Here is a 25,458-nt window from a genome sequence, read left to right as displayed (position 1 = left end):
CATAGAGGCACTTCAGAGCGGCAATCACAGACTGTGATGGAACTGTGATATTCCCTCTATTTCAACACGCAAGAGCGAATCACCCGGATGCAGGCTATACTCTAATAATAAAACGGATCAGCGTTTCATTTTTTAAAGAGAAGTTCGTCCTGACCGATCAATATTACAGCCGTATTATGATAGCTCAAGATTTGAAGATATTGGAGTCTTATGAAAGACGATATGACGCAGGAACAGGCCCGACTCGCCCTTCATGGCACCGTCTGGCAGCGCTGGGGGCCATACCTCAGCGAACGCGCATGGGGAACTGTACGAGAAGATTACAGCCCTGATGGCAACGCATGGAACGATTTTCCGCACGATGCCGCCCGTTCACGAGCGTATCGCTGGAATGAGGATGGGCTGGCCGGGATCAGCGACGACAAGGGCTACATGTGCCTCGCACTCGCCCTGTGGAATGGACACGATCCCATCCTTAAAGAGCGACTCTTTGGGCTGACGGGGCCACAGGGCAATCACGGTGAGGATGTCAAAGAGGTTTATTTTTATCTGGATAGCACACCCACCCATAGCTACATGCGCATGCTCTATGTTTATCCACAGGCAGCATTTCCTTATGAACAATTAGTAAGAGAAAATGCGAGGCGTGGCAGACAGAACGATGAGTTTGAACTGGCAGATAGCGGCATCTTTGCAGAGCAGCGCTATTTTGATGTGCTGGTAGAATACGCGAAGCAGACGCCTGAAGATATCCTGATGCGCATCACTGTCACCAATCGTGGACCACAGTCAGCAAGCCTGCACCTGCTCCCGACGCTCTGGTTTCGCAATATCTGGTCCTGGGGACAAAATGAGATCCGACCACAACTAAGGCAAGCATGCGATGGTGCGCAGGCATATGTAGAAGCGTGCCATCCATTGTTGGGCACATATTACTTCTACTCCGAAGCTGCTGACGACCTGCTCTTCACCCAGAACGAGACCAATTTTCAGCGGCTCTTTGGCATTCCAAATGTTACTCCTTATGTGAAAGACGCCTTTCATGAGTATGTGATACAGGGCAGGCACGATGCGGTGAATCCCGAACGCACAGGAACGAAAGTGGCAGCACTCTATCAACGCATGCTTGAGGCAGGCGCAACGCTCATTGTGCGCCAACGACTGTCGCGAACGACTGATGCGCCCTATGAAGCCTTTCAAGACTTTGATAAGATATTCGCAGAGCGTCAGCGCGAGGCCGATGCTTATTATGCAGCATTGCAGCCAACAACGCTGAACACAGAGGAGCGGCGAGTACAGCGGCAAGCGTTGGCCGGGATGCTCTGGAGTAAGCAGTTCTATCATTATATCGTCGAACAGTGGCTCAACGGCGATCCTGCTCAACCCGCGCCACCTGTACAGCGCAAACGTGGGCGCAACCGCGAATGGCGACATCTCTATAATGAGCGAGTTATGTCGATGCCCGACAAGTGGGAATATCCCTGGTATGCCTCCTGGGATCTCGCATTTCACTGCCTGCCACTCTCCATGATCGATAGCGCCTTCGCCAAAAGTCAGCTTGATCTCCTTATGCGCGAATGGTATATGCATCCCAACGGGCAGATCCCTGCCTATGAGTGGGCCTTTGGCGATGTCAATCCGCCCGTGCTGGCCTGGGCCGCCTGGCGCGTCTACAAGATTGATCTCGCGCGCACAGGACAGGCCGATCGCGCGTTTCTGGAATCTATCTTTCACAAGCTACTGCTCAACTTTACCTGGTGGGTCAATCGCAAGGACTCTGAAGGAAAAAATGTCTTTCAGGGCGGCTTCCTGGGTCTGGACAACATCGGCGTGTTTGATCGCAGCGCGCCGTTGCCAACGGGAGGCACGCTTGAACAATGTGATGGCACCAGTTGGATGGGTATGTTCTGTCTCAATATGATGACGATAGCGCTGGAACTGGCCCTGACCAATCACGCTTACGAAAACATCGCCGTAAAATTTTTCGAGCATTTTCTGGCGATTGCCGCCGCCATGAATAATATCGCTGAAGAGGGCATCGAGTTGTGGAGCAGGGAAGACGAGTTTTTCTATGATGTGTTGCATCTGCCGGATGATTCACACCTCCCGCTCCGAATTCGCTCGCTGGTGGGCCTGATCCCACTATGTGCCGTCGAGACCATCGAGCCGGAGGTGCTGGATGCGCTGCCGACCTTTAAAGGGCATCTCGAATGGTTTCTTACGCATCGTCCCGATCTCACGCGGCTGGTCTCGCACTGGCACGTTGCCGATAGTGGTGCGCGGCGGCTACTGGCGCTGGTACGTGGGCATCGCTTGAAATGCCTGCTCAAACGAATGCTCGATCCCGATGAGTTTCTCAGTCCGTATGGTATTCGTTCTTTAAGCAAATATCATGCCGCCCACCCCTACGTGTTGCATGTCAATGGACAGGCTCATACAGTGGCCTATGAACCTGCTGAGTCGCGCACAGAGCTTTTCGGCGGCAACTCGAACTGGCGAGGCCCAATCTGGTTTCCCATCAACTATCTGCTGATCGAATCGCTGCATAAGTTCTACTACTACTATGGCGACGATTTTAAAGTCGAATATCCCACGCGATCCGGCCACTATGCAACACTCATGGAGGTTGCCGATGCCTTGTCGCAACGCCTCTTACACCTCTTCCTCACCGATGCAACAGGCAGGCGACCTTTCCAGGGAGAGCAGAAACCGTGTGATCCTTACTGGCAGGATCACCTGCTGTTTCACGAGTACTTTCATGGAGAGAACGGCAAAGGGCTGGGGGCCAGCCACCAGACGGGTTGGACGGGGCTAGTGGCGATGTTGCTGCAACAGCAAGGAATGCACGATGAGACCAGAGAGACGACCAATATTTCACATACCGAACTGCTACGAGCACCAACCGGTCATCATCGGCTCGACCGACGCTAAATCGATGCTTAATTTATTGTGTCGTTCTCTATATCTTAGCAAGCTTGCCTGGTTCGCAAGAGGCCGCTCTACAAGCCTCTTTCTCTGGGTATTGCATCTTCAGCAGTGTAAGGATATACTGAAGGAAAGAATTGCAAAAATATTGATGGAAGGGAAGATTAGTCATTTCTCTCGTATTTCCCCTGAATCGTACGCCCCCATCAACTGAAGAGAGGATTTATGAGTACGCAAGAACCTGCTACCTGGCAAGAATATCTGGGACAAATGATCGTTTCCACCCAGGAGCGAGCAAGGCTCGCCACAATACTTCATGTCAGGCCAATCACGCTACAACGTTGGGTCCAGGGCGTCTCCAGACCGCGCGATGAAAATATTCGCCTTTTGCTGAAAAACATCCCGAAAGATGATTATCCACTCTTCTTGCATCTGTTACTGATCGATTTTCCTGATCTCTTGAAGGAAGATATTCCCCCGGAGCGCTTTGTTCTTGCTGTTCCAACTGAATTCTATGCACGTGCGCTGAGTAATCTGGCTCAGACACCACCTTCTATCTATCGCCAGTCTATGCAGGATCTTATTTTACAACAGGCGGTCCAGCATCTCGATCCCGACCAGCATGGCTGCTTGATTATTCTGGCGGGCTGTGTTCCTCCAAAGCCCGGGATGAAGGTGCGCAGTCTCCATGAAATGGGACGGATCGCGACTTCTCTCTGGAATCGGCAAGTGGAGGAAAAACCGGGATTTTTCGGGCTAGAATCGCTGGCAGGTTATGCTATTGCGCATGCCCATCGCTGTACGGTTAATAGCCGGGATGAAACCACTTTTTACCCCGTGCAATGGATCGAACATGAGCGCAGCACTGCCGCTTTCCCAGTTTTACGACATGGTAAATTTGCTGGTAGCCTGCTCTTTTCCAGCACACGCGAGTTCTTTTTCTCACCTGCTCGCCTCACTGTGATTGAAGAATACGCACATCTAGCGGCCTGTATCTTTGACATAGAGGAAACGTTTGATCTTCAAGAAATCGAGTTGAAAATCATGCCCTCCTATGCTCAACAGCATCCCTATTTCGCTGGTTATCATCTACGAGTGACACGCAAAATGGTCGAGGCAAACGAACAGGGGAATCCGATCACGCTGCAACAGGCTCGCCAACTTGTCTGGCAGGATCTAGAAGAGGTCTTGCTCCAGGTATCCCACACGCCTGGATGGAATACTGCTCACTTGTATGCTGGTGAGCATACAAATATTTAGGAGAGGAGCTGCCTGATGTCTGATGAGCAGCCCAATAACTATATCATAGATGCGGAAAGTGCCGCAGAGATGGCGCGCCTGATGCGTCAGGATCAGGCAATGACGGCAGGTATGGGTGGCCCCCTCTCTGAGATCGATCTCAGCGAAGTGCAGCGTGTTCTCGATCTGGCCTGCGGTCCCGGTGGCTGGCCGCTTGAATTAGCCTATGCCTATTCCGATATGGAGATCGTGGGTGTCGATATCAGCGAACGGATGATCGCCTATGCCCGCTCACAGGCGCAGGTACAACAGAGAAGCAACATCAGCTTCCACCTCATGGATATATTAAAGCCGCTCGATTTTCCCGATAACTCATTCGACCTGATCAATGCCCGCTTTCTGAGCAGCTTTGTGCGACGGGAAAGCTGGCCCTTGCTCTTCCGCGAGATCCTGCGTGTGGTGCGACCCGGTGGGATCGTGCGCCTGACGGAGCCAGAGGCGGGCATGACCAACAAGCCTCATCTAGAGAAAGCGCTCCATGTAGGCATGCAGGCTATGGGACGCGCTGGCTTGAACTTCTCGCCCAACGGCTATCATTACGGCATCATCCATATGCTGCCATCCTTTTTCAGGCAGGCCGATCTGTCGATACTGGGGCAACGAGCGCATTTTATTGAGTACTCCTTCGGCACTGAGGCCCACGAAAGCTTCTATCACGATCTCACGCTGGCATTACAACTATTCGAGCCACTGGTGGTTAAAATGCGGCTTGCGACCGCTCAAGAGTGGCATACCCTTTCTCAGCGAGGATTGGCCGAAATGTACGACGAGGATTTTTGCGCGGCCTGGATGCTGCTCACAGTCTGGGGAGAGAAACCGCTATAGAAGATCTGCACACCTTTCTGCTCTCAAATTATTATATAATAAGAGAAAGTAAGTACTCTCTCCATATTGAGAGCGAAAAGACAAACCAAAGGACTATAGTATGACTATTCCTCTCTCCGTGCTGGATCTTTCTCTCGTTGATGCTGGTCTGACCAGTACTCAGGCGCTTCAAAATACGATCGCACTGGCACGTCAGGCCGAACGGCTCGGCTATACGCGTTACTGGTTGGCAGAACATCATAATACATCGATGCTTGCCAGTTCAGCTCCCGAAATCATGATCGGGCATGTGGCGCAGGCCACCAACCGCCTACGCGTCGGCTCTGGCGGCGTGATGCTCCCCAACCACTCGCCCTTGAAAGTGGCCGAAACGTTCCGCGTACTGGAGGCGCTGCATCCAGGGCGCATCGACCTGGGGATTGGTCGCGCTCCGGGTACGGACCCAATGACCGCGCTGGCTCTGCGTCGTTCAAAAGTCGCGCTTGGTGCGGACGATTTTCCTGAGCAACTGGCAGAGCTTTTTGCCTATACCTCTGAAGGCTTCGAGGATGATCATCCGTTTCGATCCGTCAGCGCCACACCAACCGATATCGCTCTCCCTCCCGTATGGTTGCTTGGTTCGAGCGATTACAGCGCACAGGTTGCGGCAGCTCTGGGCCTCGGTTTTGCCTTTGCCCACCATATCAACCCGCAAGGGGCAGAACGAGCAACCCATCTCTACCAGGAGAACTTCAAGCCCTCTCGCGATCTTGAGCGTCCAAAAACTATTGTGGCAACCTCGGTGGTCTGCGCCGATACAGAAGAACTGGTCGAAGAACTAGTCGCATCGATGGCTCTGGCCTGGGTACGCATGCGCAGTGGACATTCCACACCTATTCCCAGCCCCCAGGAGGCTCTGGACCATATCTACACTCCGGCTGAGCGCGCGCTGGCACAGTCCGTACGTTCGCAGCGCATCATCGGCACACCCGATAAGGTGAAAATTCTGCTAGACCAACTGATTGAACAGACCGAGGCAGACGAATTGATGATTACCACGTTCATGTATGGTCATAATCATCGTTTACGTGCGCTAGAATTGCTCGCAGATCTTTTCGCGCTCCAGCCAGCCGTCGAGCAGTCCTGAGCTTCGCCCTCTTCTTTCGACATTATGCCTTCAAACTCTTGACATGGACCGGTCCATCAGGTACTATAAAGACACATGGACCGGTCCATATGGTCTTCATGACTCATCGTTGAGGAAGGTTTGCCATGGCAACGATTTACGATATCGCCAAAGCGGTTGGCGTCGCCAAGAGTACTGTTGCAAACGCGCTGAGCGGCAAAGGCACCGTCAGCGAGGCCACTCGTCAGCGGATTCTGCAATGCGCTCAGGAGATGGGATATCGTCCCAATATCGTTGCTCGCAGTCTGTATTCACATAAAACTTTCACGCTCGCCCTGATTCTTCCCACCATCGCCAACCCGTTCTATCCCGAAATTGCTGAGGCAGTCGAGCATATCGCCCGCGAACATGAGTATCAAATCTTGCTCTGTAACACCCATCGCGATTTTGTTATCGGCAAGCAACAGATGGAACGCATGGTCAGCCGTTGGGTCGATGGCTATATCATTATGGGATCAAGCATGGATATTGCCGATATCACGACCTATTTTCAGCGCAAACTACCCATCGTTCTCTGCGATTGGCAGGAGAACGAATCCCCGCTTGATATCCCACAGGTCAGCGTCGATTTCTACCGGGCCGGACAGCTTGCCGCGCAACATCTCCTCGATCTCGGGCATCGCAACGTCGCGGTTATCGTTGATGAACCCCAACAAACACTGCGGCTGGAAGGATTTCGTTCGGTGCTGCACGCAGCGGGCCTTCAGTTCCCTCAAGAGATGATCCAGCAGGGACAATCGACAATTGAGAGCGGAATTGTAGCCACACAACGCTTGCTGGCTGGTCCAGTACGTCCGACCGCTATTTTTACGACAAACGATTGGATGGCGCTTGGTGCCATCGAAGCGATCATCACCGAGGGGCTGCAAGTTCCCCAGGATATCTCTGTGATTGGGCTGGACGACATCACAGCCGCAGCGCATCTCCGTCCTCCACTCACGACCATCGCCATTCCTAAGCTCCAGTTGGCAAAGGAGGCTACTTGCTTGCTCTTGAGCCAGATCAACGAGGAACACGAGACCGCTACTTCGCGCCTTATCGAACCCTATCTCGTCATCCGTAAATCGACAACCTTTGCTAGCAACTAGGTCATGCTTGTACCTGTTCACATTTCCCATAGCGCATTTTATAGATGAAATGCAAAAGATATCTGGTCATATAACAAATATGTATTTTGCGTGAACATGCTCTACCATACACTCTTAATAGAAAGAGAGAGATCAACACTTGTTCGCCGACCATCATTTGACACCACAAGACGTATATCAACTCGATTTGAGGCAACCAGCCCGCCCGATCACAGCTGGTTGCTTGCTGGCTGAAGGCACGTCTCCGCAGGGAGACACTATCGCCTTCACCAACTATTATCTGACGTATAACGGTCGTCCATCGATTCCGATAATGGGCGAATTCCACTTCTCGCGTTTCCCGCGCCGCTATTGGGAGCAAGAATTGCAAAAGATGCGCGCAGGTGGCATCAGTATTGTTGCAACCTATATCTTCTGGCTCTATGTAGAGGAAGAGGAGGGCCGCTTCGACTGGTCGGGAGACCGCGACGTACGCGCATTTATTGCAGCGTGTCAGGCTCAGGGATTGCAGGTGCTACTGAGAATTGGCCCGTTCGCACATGGCGAGTTTCGCAACGGTGGTCTACCTGACTGGCTCTACGGTCAACCTTTCGACGTGCGCTCCAACGACGATCATTATCTATCTTATGTGAAACGCTACTATGCAGAGGTAGCCGCTCAGGTGCGGGGACTATTTTTTCAGGACGGCGGCCCAATTATTGGCATTCAGATCGAAAACGAATACATGCATGCTGGCGCTCCCTGGGAGGTAACATTCAGGCAGGGCAGCGAATGGGTTCCCGCAGGCAGCGATGGAGACGCACATATGTTGTGCTTGAAACAGCTTGCCAGCGAACTGGGACTGGTGGCTCCATTTTATAGCTGTACCGGCTGGCTGCGATCTCCGGTGCCAGAGGGTGAATTTCTGCCGATGCATGGCGGCTATGCCTTCCAACCCTGGAGTCCCGACCCGGAGTTTCGACAGCCACCAACACATGAATTTCTCTTCCGCGACCGCCATGAGCAACCACTCGCCAACGGTGATGTTCCCTATGATGCCACCCAATATCCCTATGCCTGCTGCGAACTGGGCGGCGGCATCCAGATTACCTATCATCATCGCCCAATTGTGCCCCCGGAGTGTGTGCAGGCGATGGCAATCATTGCGCTGGGCAGCGGCGCAAACCTGCTTGGCTATTACATGTATCATGGAGGCTCAAATCCCGTTGGCAAGCATGCCTATCTCAATGAGTTTACTGTTCCGCGCATCTCTTACGACTTCCAGGCTCCCATCGGCGAATATGGCCAATTGCACCAATCCTATCATCGCTTGCGTGCCCTGCATCTCTTCCTGCAAGATTTCGGCGCACGGCTGGCTCCTATGATGGTCACAATCCCGGATCATGCCGAACAGATCACGCCAGAGCAGACCGATACGCCACGCTTTGCGGTTCGCAGCAAGGATGGGGCAGGTTTTCTCTTCTTTAATAACTATCAAGATCATGTCAGTATGCCGGATCATGAGAGAGTGCGCTTCCAGCTGCAATTGCCAGAGGAGATGCTTACCATTCCCCAGTTGCAAGGACTGACGCTGCGGCAAGGTGTAAGCGCGATTCTCCCCTTTAATCTGTCGCTTGACGATGGGGTGCGGCTCAAATATGCCACGTCTCAACTGCTCACCGCTCTGCGCGATGGCGAACAGTCCACTTATGTCTTCTTTACCCCGGAAGGGATGCATACAGAATTTGCCCTGGACAAAACGACCTACCAGTCTATCGAAGTAACCGGAGGGGCGCTACAAAAAGACCAGGAGCGGGACTACATCCAGGCAGAACCCGGCCTGCAATGTCGCATCCAGATCACCACGCTGCACGAATCGACGATCCAGTTGCTCGTCTTAACACAGGAACAGGCATGGAATTGCTGGAAGGTGCAACTCTGGGGACAGGAGCGACTCCTGCTCACGGATGCGCTGGCAACATGCGAGGATGACGATCTGCATCTCTCCTGGCGCGGTCCGGCAACTACCAGTCTCGCGGTCTATCCTCCGCTATCCGAACTTCCCAATACAGATGCGGGCGAGCTAGCCACCATCGCTGATGACTTTTTCTCGCGCTATACGATCAGCACCCCGGAACGCCCCATCGAGCTACCAGTACAGCAGCTCCGACCAGATACGTTGTGTATCGGGCTACCTGCAACGCTGGATGGCGTTCACGATGCCTTTCTCAACATCGATTTTGTGGGCGATATGGGCCACGCCTACCTCAATGGGCGTCTGATCAGCGATCACTTCGCCAACGGCCTCCCCTGGGAAATCGGCCTCAAGCGCTTTGTCTCTCAAGACGCCGCGCACGAACTGATCGTTCGTCTCAGTCCCTTACGCAGCAATGCCACCGCATTGCGCTATTTTCCAACTGGCATGGCATTTCGACCAACAGATGGTGACGGCACCATCGAAGTGAAATCAATTCAGGTCCATCCCGAGTACCATGTTGTACTCACTCAACGGCACAGGTAAACCCAATCCATCCATGATGACGCGCATCAATGGCTTTTAGTATTTATATTCGCACAGGCCTTTTCATTGCTGAAAGGAGTAAACCATGTCGGATTCAACTACTAGCTCTCGCATCAATCGTCGTCATTTCCTGGCCTCTTCCACTGTCACCCTCGGCTCCCTCGTGGGGGCCGGGGCTATCCTTAACGCTTGCAATACCAGTTCTCCCTCTTCTACCAGCTCAACAAAGGGAGGCGGCAGCGCCACAACATTGACAGTTATGTATGCAAGCAACGAGTTCACGAAAGAGTACATCGCCGAATTTGAAAAGCTCAACCCCGATATCAAGATTAAGTTTCTCGAATTCGATCAGACGCGGCTCAACTCCATGTTTGCCGCCAATAATCCTCCTGATTTTATTCGGGGGGCAGCCGTTGGCAGCTCAAACAACTCGGCGCGTGGGTTGGCCCTCAGCCTCGATCCCTACCTTGAGAAAAGCAGCGTCCTCAAAAAAAGCGATCTGCTGGCAATCAATGACGCCTGGCGCTGGGACGGCAAGCAGACTGGGCAAGGTCCATACTACGGCATCACGAAAGACTGGAGCCAGGACGCGACCCTCTGGTACAACCAGGCGCTCTTCGATCAGGCCAAAGTCCCCTATCTGAGCCAGACCGAGCCAACCACCTACGACCAACTTTTCACCATCGGCACCAAATTGACCACGCGACAGGGCGGCAAAACGCTAGTCTATGGCTTCGGCGCTGAATGGGCCTGGAACCTTTTCGCTCCACTGATGACGATGATTGCACAACAGGGTGGAGAGATTTACAATGCAGATCGCTCCGAGGTTGACTTCACGAAGCCAGAGGCACGCAAGGCCATCGAGTGGTATGTCAATTATCAGCAAGCACGTCTTGGGCCAACCTCGCTCGATCCCGCACCCGATGGCTGGGACGGCCCCGATTTCCTGGCAAAGCGCATGGCAATCTCTCAGGACGGCTACTGGTTCGGAGGCAACATCGTTACCGCCTCAGATGATATTAAAACCCATGCGCGGCTGGCTCCTGCTCCCACTTTCGGCTCGAAGCGCTTTAGCCCCAGCTATGCAGGGATCGGAGCCTGGATTCCCGCTGCCTCAAAAAACAAAGACGCCGCCTGGAAGCTGATGGAATACTTCATGGGTGGTCGTCCGGCCCAGGATCGCGCTAAAAGCGGCTGGGGCATCCCTGCGCTCAAATCTCTGCTTCCTGAAATGCCACAAAGCCTGCCCTATCAGAAGGAGGCGTTCCAATCGATGCAGAACGAGTTGCAGTATATTGGCATTCTCCCTGATTCTCCTTATATTACCATCACCGGCTACAATACCATCTTTGACAAGTACATTCAGCAAGCGGCCAAGAAACAGATCTCGGCAGCGGCAGCCTGCGAACAGATAACTAAGGATGCTAACAATCTCTTAAAGCAGGGCAAGCAACAGCTTAGCTAGCTCCGCATTTGACAAGACAATACAGAAAGCGTGCTGCCCTTCTCACCAGGGAGCAGCACGCTTTGTGGCGAAAGGATACGACGATGGCCCTCTCTACCAGACAGGAGATTCTCTCCCATCGCCGAACAGGACAGCACCTCCAACGACACAAAGGCTGGTCTCGTTACAATAGCCGCACTTTCTACCTGTTCGTTTCTCCCTGGCTCGTGAGCTTCCTCGCACTCACGTTATTGCCATTGCTCTATGCTCTGGTCGTCAGTCTGACCGATTTCGATGGCATTTCCCCGCGCTGGCACTGGATTGGACTGGCTAACTATGCCGAATTATTACAGAACGCCGACACGTGGTTTAGCCTGAGCCGCACCTTGCTCTATACGCTAATTACGGTTCCACTCTCGGTCGCCGGTGGACTTGGCCTGGCGATCCTGCTCAACCAGCGCTTGAAAGCGGTGGGCTTCTTCCGCACTGTGTTCTATCTCCCCTCGGTGGTGCCGGTGGTTGCATCGGCCATCATGTGGAAGCTGATGTTCGATAGGGATGCAGGAGCCATCAACGCCATTTTCGAGCGGCTGGGCATCTCCATTGTGACCTGGCTGGTCGATCCGATGGTCTTCTATGCGCTGATTATTATGGTGCTCTGGGGTCTGGGCGGCGGCATGATTATCTCGCTGGCCGGGTTACAGGGCATTCCGAGTGAACTGCAAGAGGCGGCGGTCGTCGATGGTGCCAATTCCTGGCAAACCTTCTGGCGCATCACTCTCCCCTTGCTCTCACCGATCCTGTTCTTCCAGGTCATTACCGGGGTCATCTACGCGCTGCAAACCCTGATCCAACCATTGTTGCTGGCGCAATCCAGCCAATCGGCCTCCAGCACGATTGCGGCCGTCCCACGCGGCAACTACCTCTATATGGTGAACGTCTTTCAGCAATTTTTCTACAATCAGCGCTTCGGCTATGGTTCGGCCATGTTGTGGGTACTCTTCGTGATTATCCTGGCGATCACTCTGCTGGTCTTCCGCTCCAGCACGTTCTGGGTGTATTACGAAGTGGATCGCGATACGCAATAAAAGGAGAGAGTTGATGCAAACGACACTGGCAACGACACGCACAACGGGTCGTCCGGCCTCGCACAAGGGGACGCGTCTCAACGATAGCTGCAAGTATATCCTGCTTATGATTCTGGTGATACTCTTTATCAGCCCCTTCGCATGGCTGATGGTCACGGCGCTCAAAACAACCTCAGAGTTAGCGGCCTTCCCGATCCATTTCCTGCCTGTCCAGGCTCAGTGGGACAACTTTGTGCAGGCGCTCACGATGATCAATTATGCCGCCTACGCCGCCAATTCCCTGATCCTCTCCTCCATCTATTCGGTACTGACGACGTTTACCAGCGCCCTCGTCGGCTTCGGCTTTGCACGATTGAAGGGAAAGGGCAAGCGCACGCTCTTTATCATCATGCTCTCCACCTTGATGCTGCCCCAGATCTTAACCGTCATCCCAACCTATGTCCTCTTCGCGCGTCTGGGGCTGATTGATACGTACTGGCCCTGGGTACTGTGGGGGCTGGGCAGTTCGCCGTATCTGGCATTTCTGTTCCGCCAGTTCTTCAGCAGCATTCCCTCTGAGCTGGAAGAGGCGGCTATCCTGGATGGCTGCGGCTACTGGCGTATCTTCTGGCAGGTTTTCATGCCGCTCTCCTGGCCCGTCATCGCTGCCGCGCTCATCTTCTCCTTTAATTGGGTCTGGGGCGATTATATTACACCAGCCCTGTTTCTCAGCCAGGACAATACCACGCTGTCGGTCGCGATGAGCGCGGGCTATCTTGATCCGCATGGCAACGGCCTGATCAACATTATGGCGGCTGGATCGGTGATCTACGTATTGCCGGTTGCGGCGTTTTTCTTCTTTGCCCAGAGAGCCTTTGTGCGTGGAATCGTGACATCAGGTTTGAAAGGATAAGAACGAACTTCCATTTCATTTCATTTCATTTTGCACGTTTACGCTTAATAAAAGCCTGGATATTGAAAGTTTTCGGCACAATATTTGCGCGTTCGCTTATTGACAATGAGCGAATCGCGCATTATACTATTGTTAACCAGTAAAAGTTTTGTTCTCAGTTCATTAAAGTGAACTGAAACGTTTCAGACGCATGTCGAGTTGCGCTCAGAAAAGACACTATCTCTATGACTGGCCAATTCTGAAATTTATTTGTCATAGTGGCACTGCTAGCGTGTTTCCGCTATGCCCTCAGAAGAAAGGAATAGTTGTTTAAGAGAACGCTACTTGCTCGTTTTCATGTAAGTAAGGAAGATAATGTGAAACGAGCTTGACATGAACTCTTCCCATCATCAACCAGCATCATTTTCTCGCATCACATCCTACACGCGGCGTCGCGTAAAAGAACCATTGTCTTTCTATCGTATTGGACGCAGTATCGAGCGAATCTTTTTTCCCACAAAGGAAGGTTTGCTCCATTCGCCAGACACGGTTGTCTCATTTATTTGAAAGGTTGGTTCCTGATGCATCATCTCCCCTCGTTTCCGCGGAAACGGACTTTTTTGATGAACATCGCCGTCATCTCGATCCTGGGCCTTATCCTTACCGCCTGCGGTGGCAGCAGTGGTGGTAGCACCACTGGCAGCACAACTTCCTCTGACTGTGTTCCCGGCAGTAACACGAAATTCGTCAAAATAACGCACCCCGTCAAAAAAGTTGGCTGGTCACAGAACGCTCTGGATGGAGCTTGGCGTAATGCTGAAGAACAGAGCGTCCAGGACGCCGCCAAAGCGCACGGCTACCAATTGTTGAGAACGAACGCCAATAATTCGGATGTTCAGCAGGTTCAGGATATTGAAAACCTGATCAATGCTCACCCAGATGTTCTGCTCATCGATCCTCATACCGAAGATTCTGAAGTTAAGCCGCTTCTTGACGCGCGCAAACAGTGCATTCCCGTCATTGTTGTTGACCGCGATGTCAACGAGAGCCAGGCCACACCGGGCCGCGACTTTGCAACATTCGTCGGCTCCGATTTCCAGAAGCAAGGTGCTCTGGCGGCTGATGCGCTGATCGAGGCATTGGGTGGCCCCAACACAAACGCAACCATCGTCGAGCTAACCGGTACAACTGGCTCCTCTCCGGCAATCTTGCGTGGTGGTGGCTTTGATGGCGAACTCAGCACAAAGGCACCTAACATTAAAATCGTGGCCGAGCAGACCGCCAATTTCAGCCGCGCAACAGGTCAGCAGGTCATGGCGACGCTGATCCAACAATTCCCCAACATCAAAGGCGTCTTTGCACACAACGATGAAATGGCGATTGGTGCCATCACCGCGCTGAAAGCTGCTGGCAAACACCCCGGACAGGACATCAAAGTAGTCTCTATCGATGGAACGAAGGATGCCACGAACCTTGTTCTCTCCGGCGAAGAATACGCGGTCGTCCAATCCAACCCGCGACTTGGCGCGCTCGTTTTCCAGACGCTCGACAAATACGTTAAGGGCGAAGATCTCCCTGCGTGGGTCGTCCAGCCGGATAAAGTCTTCAAAAAAGCTGATGGGACGGCAGCAGCTTACCTCCCAGAAGCGTTCTAGACCTCCTCTCTGTTCCCGCATCGTTTCGCTGGCACCTGCCCGGCGGAACGATGCCTCATGAGGTAGCCTATGCAAGAAAACAACATGCTGCTGCAAATGGAACACATCACCAAACGCTTCACCGGCTCCGTCGCGCTCTCCGATGCCTCGATCCATGTGGAGCGCGGCGAAGTTCACGCGCTCATCGGCGAGAACGGCGCGGGCAAATCCACCCTCATCAAAGTGCTGACGGGAGTGTATCGCTGTGATGAAGGCACCATTCTCTTCGATGGACAGCCCAGCGCGATCCAATCGCCACAGCAGGCCCAGCGCGAAGGGATCAGCACCATTTATCAAGAGATTAATCTCGTTCCATTTCGCAGCGTTACCGAGAATATTTTTTTGGGGCGCGAGATCTTTCGCTGGGGTCTGCTCGACTGGCGCAAAATGAACGCCGAAGCCAACACATTGCTTGAGCGACTGCATCTCTCGCTCGACGTAACCAGACCGCTCAACACCTACAACATCGCTACACAACAAATGGTGGCGATTGCCCGCGCCATCTCTTTTAAGAGCAAGCTGGTCATCATGGACGAGCCGACCTCCTCGCTCAACGAAGATGAGGTTGCTACTCTGTTCACCATCATTCGCCAGTTGAAAGCGGAGGGTGTTGCGACGATCTTCGTCAGCCACCGCCTCGACGAGTTATACGTTATCTGCGACGGCATTACGATCTTGCGCGATGGCGTCACGGTCGATGAGCGGCCCATCAACACCATCTCTAAGCTAGAGTTGGTGGCAAAGATGCTGGGCAAAGATTTAGGCAGCGTACAAAAGAGTGGTCAGACCAGCTTCGATGCCAATCGTCACCACGCCGGGGAAGAGGTGCTACTCGATGCGGTGGGCCTGCGTGCCGGTCGCAAGCTGCAAAACGCGAACGTCAAAGTGCATGCTGGGGAGATCGTTGGGTTGGCCGGACTGCTCGGCTCTGGACGCAGCGAGGTGGCCCGCGCCGTCTTCGGTGCCGATAGTATCGATGCGGGCACCATTACCATCAAAGGCAAAGAGACTCATTTCCACAAACCGGAGGATGCGATTCGGTCCGGCATCGGCTTCTGTTCGGAGGATCGCAAGATTGATGGCATTATTCCCGATCTCTCCGTACGCGAAAACCTCACGCTGGCCGCTCTGCCCACACTGACGCGCTCCGGCATCGTTGATCGCAAGCAACAGGAGGCTATCGTTGATCGTTTCATCCAACGGTTAGGGATCAAAACGGCGGGACCAGAGCAAAAGATTCGCGAGTTGTCGGGCGGCAATCAGCAGAAGGTCTTGCTGGCTCGCTGGCTCTGTCTCAATCCGCGCTTGCTGCTGCTCGATGAGCCGACGCGCGGCATCGATGTGGGTGCGAAAAGCGAGATTCAAAAACTCATCGAGGAACTGGCGGAAGAGGGTATGGGCGTGCTGCTCATCTCTTCTGAGCTTGAAGAGATCATCGAGGGCAGCGACCATGTGGTCGTTTTGCGCGATGGCGCAACGGTAGCGGAACTTGCACGCGCTGGTCTGAGCCAGGATGCTATCTTAACCGCTATGGCTCATGGCGAACATAGCGAGGCCGGTTCGGGAGAAGATTCATGATTCGATTAGAGCAGGGTTTGACTGCATTGAAGGCGCGCGGCATTGTGCCACAAAATTTGCGCACGATCGGGCAAGATTACGGGGCGCTGATAGCGCTTGTTGTCCTTATTCTCTTCGACCTCATCTTCACCAGGCAATTTAATTCGGTCATCGCCATTACCGATCTGCTGGTGCATGTGACCCCGACCCTGATCCTCGGCGTTGGTATGACGCTGGTCATCGCCACCGGCGGCATCGATATTTCGGTTGGCTCGATTATGGGTCTGACGGGCATTCTCACTTACCTGATCTTTAGTGGCAAACTGCTTGGCATTCACAATATCGTGCTTGGCACCGCCGTCGCGATCCCCATCGCCCTGGTCGTTGCCACGCTGATCGGTGTCATCAACGGCGTGCTGGTCACACGCTTCAACGTGCAACCGATTGTTGCTACGCTGATCAGCCTGATTACGGTACGTGGTATTGCGGAAGTGACGGTCAATGGCTTCCAGTTCGCGTTTCTTAGCGCTCCGATCGTGAGCTGGTTGAGCGGCAACGTGCTGGGCTTCTTGCCGCGACAGGTGATCTTGATGGCCGTCATCGTCGCATTTTTTGCCTGGCTGATGCGTGCGACCGCTTTTAGCCGCTATTTGCTGGCAGCAGGCGGGAATCAATCGGCGGCCCGCCTGGCTGGTGTGCCGGTGAACAAAGTTTTGATCATCGTCTATACTATTAGCGGCTTGCTGGCCGGGATTGCTGGACTGGCATTCATCGCCTTCGATTCCGCGGCAAACCCGGTCACAGATGGTCTGGGCAAAGAGCTTGATGCAATTGCGGCTGTTGCGGTTGGCGGAACGCCGCTCACTGGTGGGCGCGCCACCGTTCTCGGCACCGCGATTGGCGCAATCTTCATTCAGCTTATCCGTCAAACGGTGGTCTCGCTCAATATACCTGACGATATTGCCAGTGTCATCATCGGTCTACTCATTGTGCTGGCGGTCTTCCTCCAGCATCAGCGCAAAGCAGATTAATTGGAGGACGATGTATGTCGAAGGTTTCACCACAACCAGACACCACGACTCCGGCAGAGTCCACAGTATCAAGTACACGCGCGGATCAGCTCAAGGCGCGACTGCCACACATTGGTCAACAGGTGAGAGATTTTGCGCAGCAACAGGGCGCGCTGGTCGCGCTGATTATCGTTGTGGTCTTCAGCTTCATTCGCTATGACAATTTCAATACCATCACTATTTATAGCGTATTGAATTTCAATGCACAATTTGGCCTGATTGCACTGGGGATGACGTTTGTGATTATGACCGGCGGCATCGATCTCTCCGTTGGCGGCATCGCGGCAATCGCCAGCGTAGTGGCGGCGCTCAATAGCTCGCACGGCTTCTTCTATGCGCTCTTCCTGGCCGTTGTGGTGGGGACATTGGTAGGTATAGTGAATGGCTTTATCGTGGCCTGGATGCGCATCCCGCCATTTATTACGACGCTGGCAACGCTCTATATCGTCCGAGGTATAGCCTTGAGATTGATCAACGATGCGGCGAGCATCAATCTCGACCAGAAGAGCGATTTCATTACTATGGGGGGAACGACTGTGGGCGATGGTATTCTCAATCCACCGCTGCCCTTTACCATTCCGCTCCTGCTGGTCGCATTTCTCATTGGTGGCTTCGTCCTGCGTTATACTCGCTTTGGTCGCTATGTACTGGCAATTGGTGGCAATCCTGAAGCCGCACGTTTGATGGGCCTGCCCGTCAAACGCACGCTGTTCCTGGTCTACACACTCAGCGGCGCGCTGGCAGGACTCGTCGGGGTGCTGCTTGCTATCAATCTCAACGGCGGCTCAGCCACAGAAGGCAATGGATGGGAGTTGATTGCAATTGCGGCGGTGGTTGTGGGTGGCACATTGTTAACGGGCGGTGTTGGCTCAGTCTTTGGCTCGCTGGTGGGAGCGCTCTTATTGGGGACTATCGTTGAGATTCTTCAACTAGAGAATAACTATACGCTAGATCATGGTGGAGGTCTCTATCTCAATTCGTTCTGGCAGGATGTCATACGCGGTATCTTCTTGCTCGTCGTAGTTCTCCTGCAAAGCCGCCTGCTCAAACAACGAGCAAGGCAAAGCACGTAACATGCAAGCCTGTCGTAGTGGAGCGATTTATCGCGCAAACATCGAGATGCACCAATAATGCGCCTGGGAGAGAGAGGATTTTCCCCACCCGTAGCGACAAGCGCAAGGCCCCCACAGCCCCTTCACACCGCCCCTTGTCGCTACGGGTGGGGAAAATCCTCTCTCTCCCCGGAACATTTGCCAGATACACCAATTATTGCGCAATTACAACATATGCGAGAGCTGTTTTTGCAGGTATGCTAGCTTCTCGGAGTTCAACAGAGCATAGATCTCCTGAATGCCTGCATTGCTCACGGTCATGCTGATAACCACAGCCAGCTGGTCTTCGTCCCAGTACAGGATGGCAGGGCTGCCATTGATATCGGCCAACGTAGCGGTGAGAGGTCGTGGAGTTTTGCGAGTCACATTCAACCAGAAGCGCGCCACTGCTTGCTGACCGTAGATAGGCTTGAGGTTCGACTGCGTTTTGCCACCACTATCTGACCAGGAAACGGTATCCTGGGCGAGAAGGCTGGTAAGAGCCTCCATGTTCCCGGCCTGACTCGCGGAAAGAAAGCCGAGTACAAGCTGGCGCTGGCGCTGCGGCTCCGGTTCAAAACGTGTGCGCCCGTCCTGCAAAGCCTGTTTTGCTCGATGAAAGATCTGCCGGCAGTTGGCAGTGCTTTTCTCCAGCATTGTCCCGATTTCGGGAAAGGGGTAATGAAAGACTTCATGCAGGAGAAAAACGGCGCGTTCTGGCGGGCTGAGGGACTCTAGCAGACGTAAAAAGGCCAGCGAAAGCGCTTCTTGCAGCTCAAGAGAGGCCTCGGCCTCGGCCTCTAAAATATTGTCGTCATGTGATGTGAGGATCGGTTCGGGCAACCAGACTCCAACATACTGTTCGCGGACGACACGAGCCGATTTCAGATAATCCAGCGACAGACGGGTAATAATCGTGCTGAGATACGCCTTCAAGGAAACTATCTCCTGGTCGGCACTCGCCTGATAGCGCAGATAAGTCTCTTGCACAAGATCCTCCGCATCACTCGCGCTCCCGGTCATCCGATAGGCAATGGAGAAGAGCAGCACGCGGTAGTGTTCAAACGCTTCTCCCTGGTTCATAGATTTGTCCATCGCTCGCAATTTCTCCTTCTCTCCGCATATTATAAGCCCTTCTCATTCCAAAGAACAAAGGGTGTCACGTTTTGCCCACGCCCTCTCGTCTCCTGTACGAGCCTCTGAGAGGCGTTCAAAATACAGAGAAATCAGAGAGGTAATAATCATGCAACATATTCTCGTAACAGGCGGCACAGGTACGCTCGGTCGCCATCTCGTCCCCCGACTACAGGCCGCAGGCAACAGCATACGCATACTCAGCAGGAGCAAGCACGAGGCCGGAAACGGGATCGAGTTTGTAAGTGGTGATCTGGCTACGGGCGAGGGTGTCGCAACTGCGGTACAGGGAGTCGAGATCATAGTACACTGCGCAGGCAGCAGTAAGGGTGACGAAGAGAAGACCCGAAATCTGGTTCGGGCAGCGTTGGGGACTGGTGTGCGGCATATAGTGTACATTTCAGTCGTCGGGGCTGACCGGGTTCCGGTCAAAAGTGGCATTGACCGCGCCATGTTCGGCTACTTCGCGTCCAAGCTGGCTTCAGAGCGCATTATCATCGAATCCGGCCTGCCCTGGACGATTCTGCGTGCCACCCAGTTTCACGACCTGCTTTTTACGGTTGCACAGATGATGGCAAAACTGCCCATCGTGCCAGCTTTCGCAGGTTTCCGCTACCAACCCGTCGATGCCGACGACGTGGCAGCGCGACTCGCACAACTCACGTCAGGTGGACCTGCTGGCCTGGTGTCTGATCTTGGGGGGCCGAGAATATATACAATGGTTGAGTTGCTGAGCTCCTACCTGCGCGCCAATCACCAGCATCGGCTGATTATACCTGTCTGGCAACCGGGACAGGCTGCCCGCGCACATCGAGCCGGTGCCAACCTGACTCCCGATCACGCAGACGGTACCCGAACCTGGGAAGATTTCCTCGCTGACCGTTTGGGCTAACCAGAAATTATTCTTATGTAGTTATTACTGAGAGCTTTTTCTCTCTCACAGCCTCCCGATAAGCTAATCACCACCTCAATCACCAGAGGTGGTGATGCCTTCTCACCACCTTCATGGATATCCTCTGATCAGAAGAAAAGCACACCTGCATACAACGGCGTGGAGCTTCTTCTAAATGCATCTGCCAAAAAGATCGTAACAATTGAAGGAAATAAATAGATGAATACCAATCACGAGACCTCCGCGATGAAGGAGCGCAACATGAAGATAACAGCCTCGAATCTCATCCGTTGGACCGGTTTATCAGCTATAATAGCAGGGATCATTTTTGCGGGCATTCAACCTATTCATCCACCTGACGTGCTCGCATCAGTCACTACCAGTGCATGGGGCATCATCACCCCCTTGAAGACAGTTATGTGTCTCCTCTTCCTGCTGAGTTGGACAGGAATCTATGCCAGGCAGGTGAAAGAGGCCGGCTGGCTGGGTCTGGCTGGCTTTCTCCTATTGAGCCTTAGCTGGGCGCTCCAGACGGCCTTTGTCTTTGCCGAAACCTTTATCGTACCACTGTTGGCGACGACGGCACCGAAGTTTGTGGATGGCTTCCTGGGGCTCGCCACCGGGCACGCGAGCGAAGTGAACCTCGGAATCCTTCCGACGCTCTATACACTCGTAGGAATCTCGTATATGCTCGGTGGCCTTCTGTTTGGCATCGCAACGTTCCGCGCCAGCATCCTGCCGCGCTGGGCGGCTGGTCTGCTTGCCGTCGCGTCCGCGCTGACCCCCGCCGCCGCGCTGCTCCCGCACCAGATCCAACGATTGGCAGCGATACCAGTAGCATTGGCTCTAATCTGGCTGGGTTATGCGCTCTGGTCAGAACGGCGAGAGCAAGCCTCATCTGATAAGGTAAGCTCCCAGTTGCACTCAACCGGAGCCGAGTAAGTTCGCCGGAAACTGTTGGGAATGGATCAACAAACCATCATACATCCTGCCTGTGATCGGCTCGTAGAGGTTCCCAGATCGTAATGTCGCGTTCTTGCTCAAGGAGAGTGGGTAGTGCCTCATGCCAGGCATGACGATAAGGGCGTTGCAGTTGGGCATTTATTACATCCTCGTGACTCTCCCATGTTTCATAGAGCATGAAGCGGTTATCCGAGGTTGGATCACTATGCAGAATTGCCTCATGGAACATGGGCTCGCTGCGCATAGCGTCAAGTACTCCATTGAGCAGTTCAAGAAACTGTTCACGCCGTTCGGGTACGACCTGGAACTTAATGAGATATGTGACAGGCATAATGACATTCCTCCAAAGATTGCCCCGCATCGATCGAGAACCTTTCGGTCTTCGCCATCCGATACGGGGTGACTGTATTTGTCTAACACTTTGTAGTTTATGCGAAAAACAGGGGGAAATTGCCCCTATTTGATCAGCATTTGCCTGCCACTCTACATATATGACCATATCTGGTCGATATAGCCCTCTCTGCGATAATGAGGTGTAGCAAATGAAGCCAGCGCGTTCTCCGTCTGTCAGGCTTGTGGTATGTGGAGGCTATGAGGCATGGCGAAGAACTGCACATCGGGCACAGGCGTCTGGTCTTGTGCCTCCAGCACCGAAACCACAATTGCGCTGACATTATCCCTGCCGCCAGCATCCAGTGCGGATCGGATCAACGACTTAGCGGCCTGAGAGGGATCGGGAAGGATATGACGGAGAACATATGCAATCCTAAAATCACGTACCACCCTCCACAGGCCACCCGAACAAAGCAATAAGGTATCGCCAGGAAGTAATTGCACGGTAAACAGATCAACCTCTACTGGCTCTTGAGAACCCAGGGCACGCCCAAGTACATAATGATGTGCGGGAGTATACCGGTCATCAGGCTTGATGACTCCTTCTTCAACTAAGCAAGGAATCAACAAATGATCGGTGGTGATCTTCTCCAGTCCGGCCTTTACTCGATAGAAATAGGCGCGACAATCGCCGACATTGGCAATATAGGCCATTGAACCAACCAGCATTGCAGCGACAAGAGTTGTGCATAGACCTCCATCGTCCTCCATCCTATGTACCCCTATCCTGCTCTCCAGGTCAATGTTTTGCTGATTGACAGCTTCATTGGCCTTTTGTACGGCTTCAGCTAGCAAGGCAGCGTAGGCTTCCGGTTGAAGCGTGCTGCCTTGCTTGATCTTCGGCCAAAGAAAATCTACTATTGCTTGAATTGCGCCGCGACTCGCCTCCTGTCCATCATTATATCCTCCCAATCCGTCAGCAACGACAAACAGGCCATACGACGAAGCTGCGAGAGGAGTATTCCCACTTCTACTCACAGCAAAAAGGCTATCTTCGTTTGACCATCGTTTTTTGCCAATATCAGAACCCGCTCCCACTGTATAGGTCAGAGAGGTCGATGGTATCGACGAATCGGGGCTATCCTCTTGCCCATCGGGGCCGATTTCTCGCTTTTCATCTCTGTTATCAGGCATAATGAGCTTGTCCCTCTTTTCTGGAAGCGAGATCTCCCTCGACCAATATACGCCTTTTTCGTCAACGAGACAAGTTTGCAACAATCAAAAATCTCTTTAAAGAATTCTTCTTTCTCTCTGATGGCACAATCCTCTGACGGCATAGAGCCAGTCCCATCATCGCGCGGCATGACGCTCAACGACGTTGCCACCGCGATAATTATAGTGCATCCGACAAATACGTCAGGGTGAGAGAACATCAAGTAGTGCTTCAAGAGTAATGGTTGTTGCGAGTCGTGGTGATACGCCGGCTGCCCGAGAGGCTCGGAGCCAGCACGATCTTGGCGAACACAATAGCACCCCAGGCAACCAGAGCGTAAACGATCATGGCGATCAGCGTTGTTGCCTCGATAACACTGCCATTGCTGAAGCTCGGATCTCTGAAAATACCTTGAAAGAGCGCGACAAATGGATAGCTCACACCGTACAGTATTGCGACGAAAGAACTATATGAGTTCGCGGCCAGCAATCGGAGGATAAAACGTAAACCTAAAATAACTTCCAGTAGGCCGAACAGAAATTTGATGACATTGATGCACCAGTAGAGACTATTGATGCGGCCCTGGTTGTCGTCTTTCACGACATCGACATAGCCATCGGCGATTGCCTGGGCTGGCTGCTGTGCATAGCCCTGCATGCGCGGATCAAACTGCTGAGGATATCCCGTCATACGAGGGTCCTGTTGAGCTTGCGGATATCCCGCCATACGAGGGGTCTGTTGAGCTTGTGAATAGTTAGGCATGCCTGAATCCGGTGGGAAGGGTTGATAACTCACTGTTGAGTTCCTCCTCAAACAAGTCTTTTTTTCCTCAACGAATAAACAGTGAAAAAGTCTCACATTGCGGTAAATAAGGACTTCAGGAAAAGCCTGCCATAAGAGCTGGAAAGGTTACGAAACGCGCCGTCTCACCATCCCCTTCGCACAGAGCCACAAACGAAGTTGAAGAAATTTTCTTTCTCTCAAGGAAATATTTCCCTTTCTCCCCTTGACAGTGGCGGCATTCTTCAGTTATTATTCGTCTGTCAGGACAAATAGTGCTTGTGAATGAGAAAAGCAAGCAGTTTTTCGGATTGTCAGACAGTATTTAGTGCGGAGATAAAGGAAAGTTTTCCTTTGTTCAGATGCGAACCGAATGAAACGAAAAGAAGGTCAAACACAAACAGATGGCACAACCCTCCGATGGCATAGAGCCAGTTCCATCATCGCGCGGCGTGACGCTCAATGACGTTGCCACCGCCGCTGGAGTCACTCTTGGCACAGCGTCTAAAGCGCTGAACGGGCGCGGGAAATTGAGTGCGGAAACTCGCGAACGTGTACGCACCGAAGCCAAACGCCTGGGGTTCCGTTTTCGCGAACTGAAGCAGGAGGAAGCCAGCAGTTCGGGCCTTTTGATCGGCGTTCTGACAACCGATATTTACGGGCGGTTCAGTCTACCCCTTTTAACCAGCATAGAAGACTCGTTTGGCTCCATCCCGATCTCAGCAGTGCTTTGTACCTCAAGAGATCAGGAGCGAGAGCAGCAGCACATCGATCTTCTGCTCTCACGCGGCGTCGATGGCATCATTGTCACGGCCCGGCGCGAAGATGTGCGCCAGCCAATCAATGTTGGGCGAACGCCGGTGCCGGTCGTCTATGCCTTTACACAGGTGGCTGATGCCAACGCCCTCTGCATTTTGCCCGACGAGATCCAGGGGACGCGGCTCGCCATTGAACATCTAATCCAAACCGGGCGGCGTCGCTTCGCTCACATTACTGGTCCCAGCTATTTTGAAGCGGTACGCCTGCGCGAACAATCTATGCGCCAGGTACTTGCAGAACACGATCTGCGCCTATCTGAGCATCAGGCACTCAGTGGTCCCTGGCAAGAAAGCTGGGGGTATACCGCCGCCAGATATCTTTTCGATCAGGACTCATCTATTGACGCGATCTTCTGCGGCAGCGATCAACTCGCACGTGGAGCCTGCGATGCCTTACGCGAGCGTGGTATTCGTGTACCAGAAGATGTCGCGGTGGTCGGCTATGATAATTGGGAACCTATTGCCTGTGCCTCTCGTCCAACATTGACGACGATCGATATGAATTTTGCTCAGATTGGGCGATATGCTGGAGAGAGCCTCCAGGCGCTCATTGCAGGCGAGGTCCGCTCTGGAGTAGTTCGCCTGCCCTGTAGCTTGATTGTGCGCGAATCGAGTATAGCTAACGAAGCTGAAAGGAGGTAACGGTTCCGGCGTTCTGCTCTCATCTTATTGCTTGTTACGCGATTTCGGTACGAAAGGACTGTCACT

The 25,458-nt window shown here is 53.2% G+C and carries 20 protein-coding genes; 16 read left to right on the top strand and 4 right to left on the bottom strand.

Features of this window, described 5'->3' with window-relative positions:
• Window positions 1–210 precede the first annotated feature (210 nt).
• From K3T83_RS36105 to K3T83_RS36045, 13 genes are all read left to right on the top strand, one after another.
• A complete protein-coding gene (locus tag K3T83_RS36105) occupies window positions 211–2,931 on the top strand; it encodes an MGH1-like glycoside hydrolase domain-containing protein (RefSeq protein WP_220207754.1) in 2,721 nt (906 codons plus the stop codon).
• A 219-nt stretch (window positions 2,932–3,150) separates the two neighbouring features.
• Window positions 3,151–4,185: a ubiquitin family protein gene (locus tag K3T83_RS36100; RefSeq protein WP_220207753.1), complete on the top strand. Its 1,035-nt coding sequence runs from the start codon at window positions 3,151–3,153 to the stop codon at window positions 4,183–4,185.
• A gap of 15 nt (window positions 4,186–4,200) precedes the next feature.
• Complete coding sequence (locus tag K3T83_RS36095; protein ID WP_220207752.1) at window positions 4,201–5,049, top strand: class I SAM-dependent methyltransferase; 849 nt, start codon at window positions 4,201–4,203, stop codon at window positions 5,047–5,049.
• 100 nt (window positions 5,050–5,149) lie between these two features.
• A complete protein-coding gene (locus tag K3T83_RS36090; RefSeq protein ID WP_220207751.1) occupies window positions 5,150–6,175 on the top strand; it encodes an LLM class flavin-dependent oxidoreductase in 1,026 nt (341 codons plus the stop codon).
• Window positions 6,176–6,300: 125 nt separating this feature from the next.
• Window positions 6,301–7,302, top strand: a complete 1,002-nt coding sequence (locus tag K3T83_RS36085) for a LacI family DNA-binding transcriptional regulator (RefSeq protein ID WP_220207750.1) — start codon at window positions 6,301–6,303, stop codon at window positions 7,300–7,302.
• A 139-nt stretch (window positions 7,303–7,441) separates the two neighbouring features.
• The gene (locus K3T83_RS36080; RefSeq protein WP_220207749.1) at window positions 7,442–9,802 is read left to right on the top strand and encodes a beta-galactosidase; all 2,361 of its coding nucleotides are present in this window, start codon (window positions 7,442–7,444) and stop codon (window positions 9,800–9,802) included.
• An 85-nt stretch (window positions 9,803–9,887) separates the two neighbouring features.
• On the top strand, window positions 9,888–11,267 hold the full coding sequence (locus K3T83_RS36075) for an ABC transporter substrate-binding protein (protein WP_220207748.1): 1,380 nt from the start codon (window positions 9,888–9,890) through the stop codon (window positions 11,265–11,267).
• Between the two features lie 62 nt (window positions 11,268–11,329).
• A complete protein-coding gene (locus K3T83_RS36070; RefSeq protein ID WP_220207747.1) occupies window positions 11,330–12,334 on the top strand; it encodes a carbohydrate ABC transporter permease in 1,005 nt (334 codons plus the stop codon).
• A gap of 13 nt (window positions 12,335–12,347) precedes the next feature.
• A complete protein-coding gene (locus K3T83_RS36065; protein WP_220207746.1) occupies window positions 12,348–13,226 on the top strand; it encodes a carbohydrate ABC transporter permease in 879 nt (292 codons plus the stop codon).
• Between the two features lie 602 nt (window positions 13,227–13,828).
• A complete protein-coding gene (locus tag K3T83_RS36060; RefSeq protein WP_220207745.1) occupies window positions 13,829–14,860 on the top strand; it encodes an ABC transporter substrate-binding protein in 1,032 nt (343 codons plus the stop codon).
• Window positions 14,861–14,929: 69 nt separating this feature from the next.
• Window positions 14,930–16,477, top strand: coding sequence for a sugar ABC transporter ATP-binding protein (locus tag K3T83_RS36055; protein ID WP_220207744.1), 1,548 nt, complete (start codon window positions 14,930–14,932; stop codon window positions 16,475–16,477).
• Window positions 16,474–17,487, top strand: a complete 1,014-nt coding sequence (locus K3T83_RS36050) for an ABC transporter permease (RefSeq protein WP_220207743.1) — start codon at window positions 16,474–16,476, stop codon at window positions 17,485–17,487. The genes K3T83_RS36055 and K3T83_RS36050 overlap by 4 nt, the downstream gene beginning before the upstream one ends.
• Window positions 17,488–17,501: 14 nt before the next feature.
• Window positions 17,502–18,599, top strand: coding sequence for an ABC transporter permease (locus K3T83_RS36045; protein WP_220207742.1), 1,098 nt, complete (start codon window positions 17,502–17,504; stop codon window positions 18,597–18,599).
• A 204-nt stretch (window positions 18,600–18,803) separates the two neighbouring features.
• On the opposite strand, the gene K3T83_RS36040 is transcribed toward K3T83_RS36045, so the two are convergent.
• On the bottom strand, window positions 18,804–19,712 hold the full coding sequence (locus tag K3T83_RS36040) for an RNA polymerase sigma-70 factor (RefSeq protein WP_220207741.1): 909 nt from the start codon (window positions 19,710–19,712) through the stop codon (window positions 18,804–18,806).
• Window positions 19,713–19,857: 145 nt separating this feature from the next.
• On the opposite strand from K3T83_RS36040, the gene K3T83_RS36035 reads away from it, so the two are divergent.
• Entirely contained in the window at window positions 19,858–20,643 is a 786-nt protein-coding gene (locus K3T83_RS36035; RefSeq protein WP_373324635.1) for an SDR family oxidoreductase, read from the top strand.
• Window positions 20,644–20,862: 219 nt separating this feature from the next.
• Window positions 20,863–21,585 carry a hypothetical protein gene (locus K3T83_RS36030; protein WP_220207739.1) on the top strand — a complete coding sequence of 241 codons (723 nt, stop codon included), beginning with the start codon at window positions 20,863–20,865 and terminating at the stop codon, window positions 21,583–21,585.
• Between the two features lie 37 nt (window positions 21,586–21,622).
• Here the strand turns inward: K3T83_RS36030 and K3T83_RS36025 are convergent, their stop codons facing one another.
• The 3 genes from K3T83_RS36025 to K3T83_RS36015 all read right to left on the bottom strand — a co-directional run bounded on the left by K3T83_RS36025 (window position 21,623) and on the right by K3T83_RS36015 (window position 23,947).
• Window positions 21,623–21,937 carry a putative quinol monooxygenase gene (locus K3T83_RS36025; RefSeq protein ID WP_220207738.1) on the bottom strand — a complete coding sequence of 105 codons (315 nt, stop codon included), beginning with the start codon at window positions 21,935–21,937 and terminating at the stop codon, window positions 21,623–21,625.
• A gap of 236 nt (window positions 21,938–22,173) precedes the next feature.
• A complete protein-coding gene (locus K3T83_RS36020; RefSeq protein WP_220207737.1) occupies window positions 22,174–23,133 on the bottom strand; it encodes a PP2C family protein-serine/threonine phosphatase in 960 nt (319 codons plus the stop codon).
• Window positions 23,134–23,383: 250 nt separating this feature from the next.
• Window positions 23,384–23,947, bottom strand: a complete 564-nt coding sequence (locus K3T83_RS36015; protein WP_220207736.1) for a YggT family protein — start codon at window positions 23,945–23,947, stop codon at window positions 23,384–23,386.
• 389 nt (window positions 23,948–24,336) lie between these two features.
• Here K3T83_RS36015 and K3T83_RS36010 point away from each other — a divergent pair, with 389 nt between their 5' ends.
• Window positions 24,337–25,392 (top strand): LacI family DNA-binding transcriptional regulator, encoded by a 1,056-nt coding sequence (locus K3T83_RS36010; RefSeq protein WP_220207735.1) that lies wholly within the window; start codon window positions 24,337–24,339, stop codon window positions 25,390–25,392.
• Window positions 25,393–25,458 lie beyond the last annotated feature (66 nt).

It is taken from the genome of Reticulibacter mediterranei, from assembly GCF_016587455.1.
This window is presented reverse-complemented; position numbering and strand designations above follow the sequence as displayed.

What these genes read in the sequence shown, in the direction of transcription:
- K3T83_RS36060 (WP_220207745.1), top strand. Translation starts at nt 13,829, where the DNA reads ATGAACATCGCCGTCATCTCGATCCTGGGCCTTATCCTTACCGCCTGC.
- K3T83_RS36050 (WP_220207743.1), top strand. Translation starts at nt 16,474, where the DNA reads ATGATTCGATTAGAGCAGGGTTTGACTGCATTGAAGGCGCGCGGCATT.
- K3T83_RS36025 (WP_220207738.1), bottom strand. Translation starts at nt 21,937, where the DNA reads ATGCCTGTCACATATCTCATTAAGTTCCAGGTCGTACCCGAACGGCGT.
- K3T83_RS36045 (WP_220207742.1), top strand. Translation starts at nt 17,502, where the DNA reads ATGTCGAAGGTTTCACCACAACCAGACACCACGACTCCGGCAGAGTCC.
- K3T83_RS36030 (WP_220207739.1), top strand. Translation starts at nt 20,863, where the DNA reads ATGAATACCAATCACGAGACCTCCGCGATGAAGGAGCGCAACATGAAG.
- K3T83_RS36055 (WP_220207744.1), top strand. Translation starts at nt 14,930, where the DNA reads ATGCAAGAAAACAACATGCTGCTGCAAATGGAACACATCACCAAACGC.
- K3T83_RS36040 (WP_220207741.1), bottom strand. Translation starts at nt 19,712, where the DNA reads ATGGACAAATCTATGAACCAGGGAGAAGCGTTTGAACACTACCGCGTG.
- K3T83_RS36100 (WP_220207753.1), top strand. Translation starts at nt 3,151, where the DNA reads ATGAGTACGCAAGAACCTGCTACCTGGCAAGAATATCTGGGACAAATG.
- K3T83_RS36075 (WP_220207748.1), top strand. Translation starts at nt 9,888, where the DNA reads ATGTCGGATTCAACTACTAGCTCTCGCATCAATCGTCGTCATTTCCTG.
- K3T83_RS36020 (WP_220207737.1), bottom strand. Translation starts at nt 23,133, where the DNA reads ATGCCTGATAACAGAGATGAAAAGCGAGAAATCGGCCCCGATGGGCAA.
- K3T83_RS36010 (WP_220207735.1), top strand. Translation starts at nt 24,337, where the DNA reads ATGGCACAACCCTCCGATGGCATAGAGCCAGTTCCATCATCGCGCGGC.
- K3T83_RS36085 (WP_220207750.1), top strand. Translation starts at nt 6,301, where the DNA reads ATGGCAACGATTTACGATATCGCCAAAGCGGTTGGCGTCGCCAAGAGT.
- K3T83_RS36090 (WP_220207751.1), top strand. Translation starts at nt 5,150, where the DNA reads ATGACTATTCCTCTCTCCGTGCTGGATCTTTCTCTCGTTGATGCTGGT.
- K3T83_RS36065 (WP_220207746.1), top strand. Translation starts at nt 12,348, where the DNA reads ATGCAAACGACACTGGCAACGACACGCACAACGGGTCGTCCGGCCTCG.
- K3T83_RS36095 (WP_220207752.1), top strand. Translation starts at nt 4,201, where the DNA reads ATGTCTGATGAGCAGCCCAATAACTATATCATAGATGCGGAAAGTGCC.
- K3T83_RS36105 (WP_220207754.1), top strand. Translation starts at nt 211, where the DNA reads ATGAAAGACGATATGACGCAGGAACAGGCCCGACTCGCCCTTCATGGC.